The 12,024-nt window shown below is 66.0% G+C and carries 14 protein-coding genes; 7 read left to right on the forward strand and 7 right to left on the reverse strand.

Annotation, left to right across the window (positions count from 1 at the left end):
* Positions 1-222 precede the first annotated feature (222 nt).
* From ELR45_RS32720 to ELR45_RS32735, 4 genes are read right to left on the reverse strand one after another with little or no spacing between them, the layout of a single operon-like run.
* Complete coding sequence (locus ELR45_RS32720; protein WP_129670016.1) at positions 223-1,209, reverse strand: ABC transporter substrate-binding protein; 987 nt, start codon at positions 1,207-1,209, stop codon at positions 223-225.
* A gap of 36 nt (positions 1,210-1,245) precedes the next feature.
* On the reverse strand, positions 1,246-2,031 hold the full coding sequence (locus ELR45_RS32725) for an ABC transporter ATP-binding protein (RefSeq protein ID WP_129670017.1): 786 nt from the start codon (positions 2,029-2,031) through the stop codon (positions 1,246-1,248).
* 17 nt (positions 2,032-2,048) lie between these two features.
* Positions 2,049-2,837 carry an ABC transporter permease gene (locus ELR45_RS32730; protein WP_129670018.1) on the reverse strand — a complete coding sequence of 263 codons (789 nt, stop codon included), beginning with the start codon at positions 2,835-2,837 and terminating at the stop codon, positions 2,049-2,051.
* Entirely contained in the window at positions 2,834-3,724 is an 891-nt protein-coding gene (locus tag ELR45_RS32735) for an ABC transporter permease (RefSeq protein WP_129670019.1), read from the reverse strand. Before ELR45_RS32735 ends, ELR45_RS32730 begins: the two co-directional genes overlap by 4 nt.
* Positions 3,725-3,994: 270 nt before the next feature.
* Between ELR45_RS32735 and ELR45_RS32740 the strand changes: the two genes are divergently transcribed.
* The 5 genes from ELR45_RS32740 to ELR45_RS32760 all read left to right on the forward strand — a co-directional run bounded on the left by ELR45_RS32740 (position 3,995) and on the right by ELR45_RS32760 (position 8,250).
* The gene (locus ELR45_RS32740) at positions 3,995-5,539 is read left to right on the forward strand and encodes a sensor histidine kinase (RefSeq protein WP_205857739.1); all 1,545 of its coding nucleotides are present in this window, start codon (positions 3,995-3,997) and stop codon (positions 5,537-5,539) included.
* Positions 5,540-5,588: 49 nt separating this feature from the next.
* Positions 5,589-6,269 carry a response regulator transcription factor gene (locus tag ELR45_RS32745; RefSeq protein ID WP_165368310.1) on the forward strand — a complete coding sequence of 227 codons (681 nt, stop codon included), beginning with the start codon at positions 5,589-5,591 and terminating at the stop codon, positions 6,267-6,269.
* Positions 6,270-6,418: 149 nt separating this feature from the next.
* Complete coding sequence (locus ELR45_RS32750) at positions 6,419-7,123, forward strand: alpha/beta hydrolase (protein ID WP_129670020.1); 705 nt, start codon at positions 6,419-6,421, stop codon at positions 7,121-7,123.
* A 108-nt stretch (positions 7,124-7,231) separates the two neighbouring features.
* Positions 7,232-7,516: a muconolactone Delta-isomerase family protein gene (locus ELR45_RS32755; protein ID WP_129670021.1), complete on the forward strand. Its 285-nt coding sequence runs from the start codon at positions 7,232-7,234 to the stop codon at positions 7,514-7,516.
* Positions 7,513-8,250: an SDR family NAD(P)-dependent oxidoreductase gene (locus ELR45_RS32760; protein ID WP_205857740.1), complete on the forward strand. Its 738-nt coding sequence runs from the start codon at positions 7,513-7,515 to the stop codon at positions 8,248-8,250. Before ELR45_RS32755 ends, ELR45_RS32760 begins: the two co-directional genes overlap by 4 nt.
* 65 nt (positions 8,251-8,315) lie before the next feature.
* Here ELR45_RS32760 and ELR45_RS32765 read toward each other — a convergent pair whose 3' ends face one another.
* The gene (locus ELR45_RS32765) at positions 8,316-8,840 is read right to left on the reverse strand and encodes a MarR family winged helix-turn-helix transcriptional regulator (RefSeq protein ID WP_129670023.1); all 525 of its coding nucleotides are present in this window, start codon (positions 8,838-8,840) and stop codon (positions 8,316-8,318) included.
* Between the two features lie 49 nt (positions 8,841-8,889).
* On the opposite strand from ELR45_RS32765, the gene ELR45_RS32770 reads away from it, so the two are divergent.
* Positions 8,890-9,621 carry an SDR family NAD(P)-dependent oxidoreductase gene (locus tag ELR45_RS32770; protein WP_129670024.1) on the forward strand — a complete coding sequence of 244 codons (732 nt, stop codon included), beginning with the start codon at positions 8,890-8,892 and terminating at the stop codon, positions 9,619-9,621.
* Positions 9,622-9,632: 11 nt separating this feature from the next.
* Here the strand turns inward: ELR45_RS32770 and ELR45_RS32775 are convergent, their stop codons facing one another.
* The gene (locus tag ELR45_RS32775) at positions 9,633-10,277 is read right to left on the reverse strand and encodes a dihydrofolate reductase family protein (RefSeq protein WP_129670025.1); all 645 of its coding nucleotides are present in this window, start codon (positions 10,275-10,277) and stop codon (positions 9,633-9,635) included.
* Positions 10,278-10,494: 217 nt separating this feature from the next.
* On the opposite strand from ELR45_RS32775, the gene ELR45_RS32780 reads away from it, so the two are divergent.
* Positions 10,495-11,433, forward strand: a complete 939-nt coding sequence (locus ELR45_RS32780; protein ID WP_129670026.1) for a LysR family transcriptional regulator — start codon at positions 10,495-10,497, stop codon at positions 11,431-11,433.
* Between the two features lie 18 nt (positions 11,434-11,451).
* On the opposite strand, the gene ELR45_RS32785 is transcribed toward ELR45_RS32780, so the two are convergent.
* Positions 11,452-11,685 (reverse strand): hypothetical protein, encoded by a 234-nt coding sequence (locus ELR45_RS32785; RefSeq protein ID WP_129670027.1) that lies wholly within the window; start codon positions 11,683-11,685, stop codon positions 11,452-11,454.
* Positions 11,686-12,024 lie beyond the last annotated feature (339 nt).

A 12,024-nucleotide genomic window follows, 5' to 3' on the forward strand; every position in this document is an offset into this window, starting at 1 on the left:
GAGCACGTCTCGGGCGCCCGCCAGCTGCACTCCCCGGCCGGCGATGAAGACCGGACGCTGCGCACCCCGGAGCAACTCCGCCAGCCGCTCCACAGCGTCCGGCTCCGGCGGTGCGACCTCGGGGTCCGGAACGGGCACCGGTGGGAAGGCACTCTCAGACACGTACGCTCCCTGTACGTCCGATCGCTTCGGCGGCCTGCATCTCCGCCCCTTCCTTCGGGCTCATCCGCAGATGAGTTCGTCGGCGGTGGGGGCCGCTGCCTCGACGATGTCGTACTGTTCCAGGAACCCCATCTGCTCGTCGATCGCCTGCTCGTCGAGCTCGGAGGTGTACACCGGCAGCCTCATGCGCTCGGCGACCTCGGGATCTATCTCCGTGAAACTGGGGATGATCGAACGGACCGCGTCCTCGTTCTCCCGTGCGTAGTCCAGCGAGCGGTTCATCGCTCGGGCGAAGCGCTCGACCACGTCGCCGTTCTCGGCGATGAACTGCTCACTCGCCGCGTAGGACCCGTTGGGATACTCCGGAGCGAGCTCGGACTGCGGCGCGTAGACCACCTCACCGCCCTGATCGAGGACGGTGGTGACGAACGGCTCGGATGTGTAGCCGGCGTCGATGCGGCCTTCCGCGACCGCGGCTGGGACCTCCGGGAACGGGACCTCGATGAGCTCGACGGAGTTCGGGTCCACGCCGTCGGCATCCAGCGCCGCCTTGATCATCACCTCTGCGACCCCGCCGAGGGCGTTGATACCCAGTGTTGTGCCGGCGAGATCCTGCGGTGACTCGATACCGTTGTCGGGACCGGCCACGAGAACCTGCCAGTCGTCTTCCGGCGTGGTGCCTGTCGCATCACTGGACGTGACGACGCAGACGGGTACGTCCTGGCTCAACGCCACACCGGCGGAGATATACCCGACGAATCCGAAGTCGTAGTCGCCGGATACCAGGCCTGTGATGATCTCGTTGCCGCCCTGCAGAACCGTAGGTTCGATCTCGAGGCCTTCTTCTTCGAAGAATCCCTCTTCCATACCCAGGTACATAGGCGAGGCGTTCGCGATAGGCAGGGTGCCGATGTTGATGGTGACCAGCTCACCGCCGCCTTCAGAGTCGGCGTCATCGCCGTCGCCGCAGCCGGCGACGGCAACGGCGGCTACTGCCACCACGGCGGCTACCGGGCGGGCACGGTCGAGGATCGGATGGAATCTCATCTGTTCTCCTTGTTGAGATGGTGCCGGCGCGGTGCTTCAGGCGAGTGCTGTGGCTGACTGCTCCGGTCGCTTGATCGATCGCCATACGTACGCGCGCAGGCGCGCGAAGTCGGGTAGTTCCTTGGTCTCGACCTGGTCACGTGGCCGGGGCAGGGGGATGTCGACGATCTCGGCGACGCTGGTGGGTGACGGAGTCAGGACGACCACCCGGTCGCTGAGGTAGACCGCTTCGTCGATGTCGTGAGTGACGAAGAGGATGGTGATCCCGTAGCGGTCACGCAAGGCCAGGACGAGGTCTTCGAGATCGGCACGGGTCTGCGCGTCCACCGAGGCGAACGGCTCGTCCATGAGCAGGATCTCCGGCTGATAGGCGAGTGCCCGGGCGATGGCTACACGCTGCTGCATGCCACCCGAGAGCTGCCAGGGGTACTTCGCACCGGCATCACCGAGGCCGACCGATCGCAGGGTGTCCTGGATGAGCTCTCGCACGGCGGTCTTGCCGAGCTTGCGACGCTTCAACGGGAAAGCGACGTTGTCCTCGACGGTCATCCACGGGTAGAGCGAGCGGGAGTAGTCCTGGAAGACCAGCGCCATCTTCTCCGGTGGACCTACCACTTCCTCGTCGTCCAGGTAGACCGCGCCGGACGTCTGCGGCAGCAGACCGGCAATGCACTTGAGCAGGGTCGTCTTGCCGGCGCCGGAGGGCCCGACGATGGACACGAACTCGTGCTCGGAGACGGTGACGCTCAGGTCGGCCACCGCCTCGAAGGGTCGTCTGGTGCCCTCGCCATAGACCTTCTTGACGTGTTCGACTCGCAACATATTGATGACCTCCACTTTTAGGCGGAGCCGGTGCGGGCGCCGCGGTGCCATCTGAGCGCCCGACGCTCGACGAGCAGGAAAAGCGCGTTGAGCACGTAGCCGAGGATCGCGAGCAGGAGGATGCCTGACCACATCTCCGTGATCGCGTACGTGCGCTGTGACTGCAGGACGAAGTAGCCGATGCCGTTGGTGCTCGCGACCATCTCCGACACGACCATCATGATCACGGCCAGGGCCAGGCTCACCCGCGCGCCGGCGAAGATCTGCGGGGCGGCCGACGGCAATACGACGCGGAAAAGCCGGTCGCGTCGAGGGATCTGGAAGCTGCGCGCCGTCTCGCGCAGCGTGGGGTCGACACCGCCGACACCGTCGATCGTATTCAGCAGTATCGGCCAGAGGCAGACGAACGCGATCAGCGCGACCTTCATCGTGGAGTTCACGCCGAGTACGAGGATTCCGGCAGGGATGAGTACCGGAGGCGGGATCGCGCGCAGGAACTGCACGACGGGGTCGACCATGCGACGGAGTGGGTGCGACGATCCGAGCGCCACACCGACCACGACACCGGCGACGACGGCGATGGCGTAGCCGCTCAAGAGGCGGCTGAGGCTGGGCACGACGTCAGTGCCCATGCCTGCGAACAGCCAGGTCTCCTGGAACGTGCGGAAGATGTCCAGCAGCGGCGGGAAGTAGAAGGATGAGCCGTCCCTGGTCAGCGCCGCCCAGAGTGCCAGGGCGCCGATGGGGACGGCGATCTCCAGTCCTACGCCGAGGATTCGGATTCCTCGCGTCGGAGTCCTCATCATGTCCGCTCCCGCTGCGACGGGTGCCAGTGCAGCAGCCGTCGTTCCACTAGTGCCACGAGCACGTTGAGCCCCCAGCCGATCAGGCCGGTCGCGATGATCAGGCCGTACATCAGCTCCACAGCCCCGCTCTGCCGAGCGATGTTGATCTCCTGCCCTAGGCCGGGGGCGCCGAGCACCAGCTCCGCGGTCACCGACAGGATCAGCGCCACGGCAGAGGAGATGCGCACACCGGTCGCGATGTATGGCAGGGCGCTCGGCAGGACGACACGTCTGAGCCGCTGCGGGGCCTTGATGCCGAACGAGCGGGCCGTCTCCATCGCCACCGGATCCACGTCTCGTACGCCGTAGAGCGTCTGGAGCAGGATTGGCCAGGTCGCAGCGAACGTGGCCAGGAAGATCTTGCTCTCCAGGCCCGCGCCGAACAGGAGGACTGCCAGCGGGATGAGCGCCACGGAGGGCACCGGCCGAAGGAACTCCACGATCGACCGAGTGGCCATAAAGAGGAGGAACACCGAGCCGATGAGGGTGCCGAGCGGCAATGCGATAGCCATCGCCAGGCCGAGACCAAGGGCCCACCCCTGCAACGTCTGGCCGACCGGTTGCCAGATGCTGCCGTCTGCGACCTGATCGACGAGCGACCCCAGCATCGACGACGCAGGCGGCAGGAACCGGGCGTCGACGAGTCCGGATCGCGAGGCGAACTCGAACAGCGACACGGCTATCGCGACGCCCACGACGGGAAGTGCCCTGCCGAGCAAGCTGCGCGCGACATGACGTGTCCGCGCTTCTCCCGCCGCCACCGGACCGCTTTCCGCCGTCGCCGAGCTGGCAGACCGGGGCGCGGCGCTCCGGACAGGTGTGCGCTTCTGCGTTGGAGTTTCAGACATCTTCGTCGGTGTCAGCCTCTCCCGGGGTGGGTGAGTGCCAGCGTAGGTGTCCGTGTGCGGCTGCTACTTCATGCGGATGACGACTCACGTGCGGCGATGGGTCCCATACCGGCTGAGACAAATGACGTAGGTTTGGGGGCGTTCTGCTCTGTGCTGCCGGTTCGGGGATGACGTTCGGCGCGCACAAGGTGCATTCTGATGTCAGCAGGACCGCAACGGCGCCTGATCAGGCGCCGTCACAACGATGTGGACGTGGTTGATGAGGAACGCATGTCTGTCGCAAACGACCGGTCGGTGATGTCCGGGGCTCATGCCGTGGAATGGACCACGCTCGCCCTCGACGCCCCCGACGGCCTTGCCGTCGTGGATGCCGAGGGGCGGTTCGTGCAGGTGAACCGCGCTGCCACCGTGTTGTGCGGTCGTACAGAGGCCGAGCTGGTGGGCTCGCCGGCGCCCTTCCAACTCTTCTCGGACATCGTGATCAGCGATCTCGGCCTTCTCGAGGATGGTTCCGGCGAGCATGTCTCCACATGGCAGCCGCCCAGAGAGGCGCCGCGAGAGTTCGCCTACCGTGCCCTGCCGGTGTCGGGACGCCCGGATCTGACGGTGGTCGCCTTCCGTGACGTCACCGATGAGAGGCACCGCCAGCGAAGAGTCGCCGCGGTCGCCCGCAGCTCGGCGAAGCTGGCGTCGGCCGGCTCGCTCTCCGCCACGCTGGATGTGCTCGCCCGCGAGATTGTGCACACCGACGCCTTGGCCGGCGTGCAGATCCTGACCGTGGATGACAACGACGGCTTGCGGATCATGGGTTCGGCGGGCTTCCCGCATTGGCCGGACTTCTTCGACCGGCTGCTCGAGTGCCGCGCACGCGGAGCAAGGCTCTGCATGATGGACGCGTATGAGCGCGGCGAGCCCGTCGTCGTACCGAACCGGTGGCAGGCCATCCGGAAAGACCCGGCGTGGCAGCCCATACACGAATACCTACGGGTGCTGAACTGGGATTCGTTCGCGAGTGTGCCACTGACGATCCGGGGCCATACGCAAGGAGTGCTCAACGTGTATTTCGCGCCGGGTCAGGTGATCGGCCGGCGTTCGATGGAGTTCCTGCACGCGATGGCAGAACAAGCCGCGGTCGCGGTCGACTACGCGACCCTGCTGCAGAGCGAACGCGAGCACGCGCGCCGGGAGGAGCGGCAACGCCTCGCCCGCGATCTGCACGACTCGATCGTGCAGCAGGTGTTCTCGATCAGCATGCAGGCGAAGTCGATGGGTGTGCTCGGTGGGCGTGGTGACGTCGTGCCCACCGACGCCGTACGCCGGATCGCGGACGAGGTCGGCGTACTGTCCCGGACCGTCCTCACCGACCTGCGCGCCATGGTCCACGAACTGCGACCGTCTTCGTCAGCCCAGCTGGGCCTGGAGGAAGCGGTCCGTGCGCTGGCGGAGAGTACCGAAAACCGCACGGGACTCCGGTTCGAAGTCACCTTCGGCCCAGGACTCGAGGATGTCGCCGGCGACCTCGCCGAGGACGTGTACCGGATCGTCGCCGAGGCGATCCACAACGTGGTCAAGCATGCCGACGCCGACAAGGTCGTCATCCGCGCCCGCGTCCGGGGGCACCGGTTGACCGTCGGTGTCATGGATGACGGGTGCGGGATCGAGCAGGAGTCATCCGGTCAGGCCGAGACCTACGGCCTGACCACGATGCGAGAGAGGGCGGAACGATGGGGTGGCACCGTACAGGTCGAGCCACGTCCGACGAGCGGAACCAGGGCACAGGTCACCATCCCATTGCCGCTTCCCACGCTCGGATAGCGAGCACGATGCCACCGGGACGTGCGGCTGTCCGGAACGAGGCGGCACCGTGAGCGGGGATGCTGCCGGGACGTCAATCAGAGTGTTGATCGTCGATGACCACGCGGTCGTACGGCGTGGAATCCGAGCCTATTTGGAGGTCCTAGACGACCTGGAAGTCGCAGCGGAAGCAGCCGATGGCGAAGAAGCCCTGGACAAGCTGCAGCTCATGGCTGCGTATCAGGAGCTCCCGGAAGTAGTTCTGCTCGACTTGCTCATGCCGAAGATCGACGGGGTAGCCGCCACGACGAAGATCACCAGCCTGTACCCGAAGGTGCGGGTGGTGATTCTGACCAGTTTCGGGGAGATGGAACGCGTACACGCCGCCTTGGCGGCCGGCGCGGCCGGCTACCTTCTCAAGGACGCCGATCCCACCGAGGTCGTGGCCGCGATCAGAGCCGCGGCACGCGGCGATGTGTTCCTCCACCCGGCCATCGCTCGCAAACTGACCCAGGAGATGGTCTCGCCTTCCACCGGCCTGAACGCTCTGACCGGGCGGGAACGCGACGTGCTGATCCTCGTTGCGAAGGGCCACTCGAATCAGGAGATCGCCGACGAGTTCGTGATCAGTGAACGGACCGCGCGGACCCACGTCAGTAATGTGCTGCGCAAACTGCAGCTGACGTCACGAACCCAGGCCGCTCTGGTCGCGGTGCGCCAGGGACTGGTCCCGCCCGACGACGCGGGCTGACCAGGCTTGAGAGTCACTCTCACGACAAATGACGTAGCTCGTTCACGACGTCTCTCCTGCCCAGCCCGGTCATTGCTCGCTTAACCGGCGACGGGTGGCTTCCCTAGCGTCGTTCACGTCGCTATCGCCGACGGAGGAGACATCACGGCATGAGCACATTCGTTCTGGTTCATGGCGCCTGGCATGGCGGCTGGGCGTGGCAGCGGGTGGTCTCTCCGCTACGCGACGCCGGCCATCAGGTCCATACGCCCACGCTGACCGGCCTGAGCGACCGCGCGCACACGCTGCACCCGCACGTCGGCCTGAGCACACACATCCAGGATGTCGTGGCGCTCCTCGAGGCCTACGACGCCCAGGACGTGGTACTCGTCGGGCACAGCTATTCAGGACAAGTGGTGACCGGCGTAGCTGACCGGGTACCCGAACGGATCGCCAGACGGGTCTACCTCGACGCCTTCGTCGGTGCGGACGGAGACGCGGCGATCGATCTGCTGCCGGAGACAGTCGCTGGGCACTACCGTGAATCGGTGGCCGGCCCGGGATTCGGATGGCTGATACCCGTTCGCCCGTTGAGCAAGCTCGGAGTCACCGAAGAGGCCGACCTGGACTGGTTGACTCCACGCCTGACTCCGCATCCCTGGCTGACCTACACCGAGCCTCTCCGGCTGGACGGTATGAGCGAGGCGGTCGCCGCTACGTTCATCGAATGCACCGACTGGATGCGCGTGTTCACGCCCCAGGCGCAGCGAGCGAAAGAACGCGGCTGGCCAGTCCTGGAGATCGCCACCGGACACGAAGCGATGGTCACCGCGCCCGACGAGCTCGCGAAGCTGCTTCTCGACATCGCGGCCTAAGAAGTCCGCGGGTGGTGTGCCGGCCTGGCCGTGCTTCGGGCTCGGCCGCTGGAAACCGTCGGGTGCACAGCCTCCAGCCCATGAATCCCAGCGACGTAGGAGTGGTCAGTGGAGTTCCTGGTCAGAACCGAGAATCAGCTACCGGAAGACACCCCGGACGATGTGCGGAAGCGGCTTCGTGCGGGCGAGCGTGAACGGGCCCAGCAGCTACGTGACGCTGGAATCCTGAAACGCCTGTGGCGGGTTCCCGGTCGCAACGCGACAGTCGGTCTCTACGAGGCGGCTGACGCCACGGAGTTGCACGACGCATTGACGTCGCTTCCGATGTGGAAATGGATGGACGTTTCGGTCGAGGCTTTGGCGACCCACCCGCAGGAACGGGCGCCTTCGTGACCGATCGAACCGATGACCGGCCGGTCGCGGTGGTGACCGGTGCGGCCGGTGGTCTCGGGCTGGCCATGGTCCGAAGGCTCTCCCAGGACGGCTTCACCGTCGCCGGTCTGGACATCGTCACTGGTGACGCGGAGGACATACGGCCGGGTCGATTCTGGGCCTGTGACGTGAGCGACCCCGGCGCCATCGAGCAGGTCGTTCACGATATCGCCGTCACGCATGGCCGGGTCGACGTCCTGGTGAACAACGCCGGCATTCTGTCCGGCCGGTCCAGCCTCCTGGACACCACCCCCGCCGAGCTGCGTCGCTTCTTCGACGTCAACGCCCTGGGCGCCCTGCTGATGGTTCAGGCCTGCTTTCCCTACCTGCGTGACAGCACGCGTCGCGGCCGTGTGATCAACGTGGCGTCGCGGACGTTCTTCACCGGGTCGCCGGGCCAGCTCGGGTATGTGGCCAGCAAAGGCGCCCTGCTCGGCATGACCCGGGTGATGGCCAGAGAGCTGGGAGAGCATCGGATCACGGTGAACGCGGTGATGCCGGCACAGGTCGCGACCCCGGGCACCCGGGAACACTCCGGCGGCGACCTATTCGCCCGTACTATGCACCAGCAGGCGATCGAAGAGTACGTCACGCCGGAACACTTTGCCGGCCTGGTCTCCTACCTGTCCTCGCCTGACGCCGACCTCGTCACGGGTCAGACGCTCGTGTGCGACGGCGGCGGGCTGCTGCACTGAGGCCGGCCGCGGGCGGTGCGGCGGTATCGAGGTGGGCGCACGGTACATCGGGCCCGAGTATTCATCTACCAGGGCTGCTGAGATGGTCCGCGACGAAGGTTCAGGTCGCCCAGCAGAGTGCGCAACAGGTCGCTGAGTGTGTCCCGCTGCTCCTGGCTGAGTGCCGTGAGCAGGGTCTCTTCGTGCCGTAGCAGGTCGTCGACGGTGCGCTCGATCAGTTCATGGCCTGCATCGGTCAGCTCGACGACGACGCCCCGTCCGTCGTCGTCGCTCTTACGGCGTGTGACCAGGCCTTGTGTCTCCGCGCGGCGCACCCGCTGGGAGATCGCGCCGGGGGTGACCGCACATTGTCGGGCGATTTCGTTAGCCGGCAGCGCGTAGGGGGTGCCCGCACGCCGGAGGGTGGAGAGCAGGTCTCGGGTGGCGGTGTCCATGCCTAGGCGCGCCATGGTCCGGCGGCGGTCGTCGTCGAGGAGCTTGCCGATCCGCCAGATCCTGGTGATGACGCCGATGGAGCCGACCGGTGTGCCGGGCCGCTCACGGAGCCAGGCCTCTTGGATGTCGTTGACGTCGTCACGAGGTTCGTCCATGGTGATAGTTTAGGGCTAAGACACATCGTTTAGGACTAAAGGAGTTGTGATGAGGCAGATTGTTGTCACCGGTGGAGGTACCGGAATCGGCAAGGCGGCGGCCGCGTGGTTCGCCGATCGTGGCGACGCCGTCACGATCGTCGGGCGAAGGAAGAACGTGCTGGATCGGGCGGCTGAGGAGACGGGTGCCGTGGCGGTGGTCTGTGATCTGACGTCGCCGGACGGGATCGAGGCGGTGCTGCAGCAGATGCCGGAGCGTGTCGACGTGCTCGTGAACAATGCGGGTGGCAATACCGACCTGAGTGAGCCCGCGGAGGCCGAGGAAGGCACATCCCCGCTGTCCCAGATCGCGCGAGGCTGGCGGGCCAACCTGGACGCGAACGTCCTGACCGCGGTACTCATGACCTCCGCGCTGGACGGCCGGCTCAACGATGGCGGCCGGGTGATCACCCTGGGCTCGATCGCGGCGAAGACCGGTGCCGGTTCGTACGGGGCGGCCAAGGCGGCGCTGGAAGCGTGGAACGTCAGCATGTCGGCGAGCCTCGGCCCGCGGGGGATCACGGCCAACGTCGTGGCGCCCGGGCTGACCGTCGAGACCGAGTTCTTCCACGGGAAACTGTCCGACGAGCGCTACGAACGGCTCATCAACGCGACACGGACCGGGTGGCCGGGCACGCCAGAGGACATCGCCGCCGTCGTGGGCTTCCTGGCCTCGCCGGAGGCGGGCCACGTGACGTCACAGGTCATACACGTGAACGGCGGCGCCTACTCCGGCCACTAAGCAGGTTGCGTTCAGGCGCCCGCTCGGGTGAACGTCACATGCGTAACTCCACTGGGCGAGGAGATGGCCTCCACGTCATAGTCCTTCTCGATGCCCTCCAGCCCGTCCCAGAGGCGAACGCCTCGACCGAGCAGGATCGGGACCACCACGATGTGCATGTGGTCGACGAGCCCGGCCGCAACGAACTCGCGGATCACGGTGGCTCCCCCGCCGATGCGGACGTCCTGGCCGCCTGCAGCCTCGCGGGCACTCTCGAGCGCCTCAGCAGGCGACGCGTCGATGAAGTGGTACGTCGTGCCGCCCTCCATCTCGATCGGCGGGTGCGGGTGATGGGTGAGAATGAACGTCGGCGTGTGGAACGGCGGGTTGGGACCCCACCAGCCTTTCCACTCCGGGTCCTCGTGCCATCCGCGCGGGCCGAACTTGTTGGCACCCATGATCTCGGCGCCGATCCCCTGATCGTGCTGCTTGACGAAAAGATCGTCGACGCCGCCACTACCGCCCGGCTGGTCGGGCCCGAGCCACTGCCGGGTGGCAAACATCCACTCGTGCAGCCGTTCGCCGGCATGGCCGAACGGTGCTTCGAGGGTCTGACCTTCGCCGGTGCCGAAGCCGTCGAGTGAGATGGAGAAGAATTGGACACGGGCGAGAGACATGGCTGGTGCTCCTTCTGTTGGTCGAGCTTCTCTCATGCGTCAAGACTCGGCGAGACGGGCACCGATGTCGTCCATCGAGTGGCGACTCTTTGGCCTACGCATAGGGACGTACGAGACCGGACGTGTCGGATCAACTCGGTTATGAAGCGATGATGGCAGCCCTATGGAATGACGTCTAATGCCAAATCTGGTGGTATCTCATAGATAAACTTGATCCATGCTGAACCTGACCCACCTCAAGGTGCTGGAGGCGGTCGCCCGCCATGGATCGGTGACCGAAGCCGCGAAGGAGTTGCATTACTCCCAGCCGTCCGTCAGTCACCACCTGGCGCGACTGGAAGCCGCTACCGGAGCCAGACTCATCCAGCGAGTGGGCCGTGGGGTCCGGCTCACCCCCGAAGGGGAACTGTTGGCGGGGCGGGCGGCAGAGATCCTGGGGCGGGTGGACGCCGCATCCGTCGAGCTGGCCGCCCGCGTGGGACTTCGTGCTGGACGGGTACGACTTGCCGGTTTCCAAACGGTTCTCAGTACCCTCGTACCGAAGGCAGCCGCCGAGCTGTCCCGGTCGCACCCGGGAATCGAGCTGAACCTTGTCGACGCCCACCCGGCCGACGGTCTGAAGATGCTGCGTTCCGGACACGTCGACATTGCCTTGATCTTCCGGCACGCCGACACTCCGCTGGAGGAGGCGGAGTACCGGCTCACACACCTGCTGGACGACCCTCTCTACCTCGTCAGTGACCGACCCCACCAGCGTCTCGCGGATCACCGCGACTCCGCTTGGGTTGGCGGCTGCGAACGCTGTCGGGCCGCCACGATTACGGCATGCAAGCGCGCCGGCTTCTCACCACGCATCGCCTACTCCTGCGACGACACGGTCATTACCCAGTCGCTGGTGTCCGCCGGAATGGGCGTGGCCATCATCAATGGACTCGCGTTGCACGCGCACCGGGCGCCCGGCGTCCACGCCACACAGCTCACCGACAATACCCGCCAGATCTATGCCGCCACGTACGGCGACCCGCCAGACCCACCCGCTACGGCTGCGCTGATCGAGATCCTGGCATCGGTCGGCATCACACTCGAAACCCCGGACACCGAGCCGGGACCAGGCGGGAGAGCAGGCTCTGGCCAGCCGATGCCGAGCTGGTCATGAGCTCATGGGGCTGCGTGGCTAGTGTGTACCGGGACCGGCTTGGCCTGTCTCGATCCCCACCCCGGTGTCCGCGGTCTGCTGCGAGACGCCCAACTCGGCGAGCATTGTCGCTTGGGCGGCGTCGGTCGCCGCTAAGAGCTTTTCCAGTGCCGCGATCCGATCGAGCCGCTCCGCATCGTTGGCGGCAGTAGGCAATGCGGCCAGCCAATCAATGTAGCCCGCGAGTTCGTCCACTACGTGAGATCCATACATGTGTTCGATTATAGTTCGGCGACCACTCGCATGCAAGATCAATTGGCCAAGCGCTGTCGGCTGTCTGGTCCGGGTGGATTTGGGGCAGTGTGCGGTTCTGGCCTGGGTTGTGTCCTCGGGTTGAAGGGGGCGCGTTCTGGCGCGGTTCAGGATGGCGTGGGCCGCTGTCAGTGCTGGAAGGGTTCTCTCCGCTCGGTAACGGTCGACAGGGCGTGACGGTCTCCCGCGGCCGGTTCTGGACGGGGCCTCTGATGCGTGCCGCAGTCTCATGCAGGCGGGGTCATCTGGACGGGAACTCATTCATGGTGAAGTAGTTGATCTCTAACTGGAGATCAACAT

Origin of the sequence: Phytoactinopolyspora endophytica, assembly GCF_004138495.1 — a bacterium.
Taxonomy (GTDB): Bacteria; Actinomycetota; Actinomycetes; order Jiangellales; family Jiangellaceae; genus Phytoactinopolyspora; species Phytoactinopolyspora endophytica.

What these genes read in the sequence shown, in the direction of transcription:
- ELR45_RS32720 (WP_129670016.1), bottom strand. Translation starts at nt 1,209, where the DNA reads ATGAGATTCCATCCGATCCTCGACCGTGCCCGCCCGGTAGCCGCCGTG.
- ELR45_RS32725 (WP_129670017.1), bottom strand. Translation starts at nt 2,031, where the DNA reads ATGTTGCGAGTCGAACACGTCAAGAAGGTCTATGGCGAGGGCACCAGA.
- ELR45_RS32730 (WP_129670018.1), bottom strand. Translation starts at nt 2,837, where the DNA reads ATGATGAGGACTCCGACGCGAGGAATCCGAATCCTCGGCGTAGGACTG.
- ELR45_RS32735 (WP_129670019.1), bottom strand. Translation starts at nt 3,724, where the DNA reads ATGTCTGAAACTCCAACGCAGAAGCGCACACCTGTCCGGAGCGCCGCG.
- ELR45_RS32740 (WP_205857739.1), top strand. Translation starts at nt 3,995, where the DNA reads ATGTCTGTCGCAAACGACCGGTCGGTGATGTCCGGGGCTCATGCCGTG.
- ELR45_RS32750 (WP_129670020.1), top strand. Translation starts at nt 6,419, where the DNA reads ATGAGCACATTCGTTCTGGTTCATGGCGCCTGGCATGGCGGCTGGGCG.
- ELR45_RS32765 (WP_129670023.1), bottom strand. Translation starts at nt 8,840, where the DNA reads ATGGACGAACCTCGTGACGACGTCAACGACATCCAAGAGGCCTGGCTC.
- ELR45_RS32770 (WP_129670024.1), top strand. Translation starts at nt 8,890, where the DNA reads ATGAGGCAGATTGTTGTCACCGGTGGAGGTACCGGAATCGGCAAGGCG.
- ELR45_RS32775 (WP_129670025.1), bottom strand. Translation starts at nt 10,277, where the DNA reads ATGTCTCTCGCCCGTGTCCAATTCTTCTCCATCTCACTCGACGGCTTC.
- ELR45_RS32780 (WP_129670026.1), top strand. Translation starts at nt 10,495, where the DNA reads ATGCTGAACCTGACCCACCTCAAGGTGCTGGAGGCGGTCGCCCGCCAT.
- ELR45_RS32785 (WP_129670027.1), bottom strand. Translation starts at nt 11,685, where the DNA reads ATGTATGGATCTCACGTAGTGGACGAACTCGCGGGCTACATTGATTGG.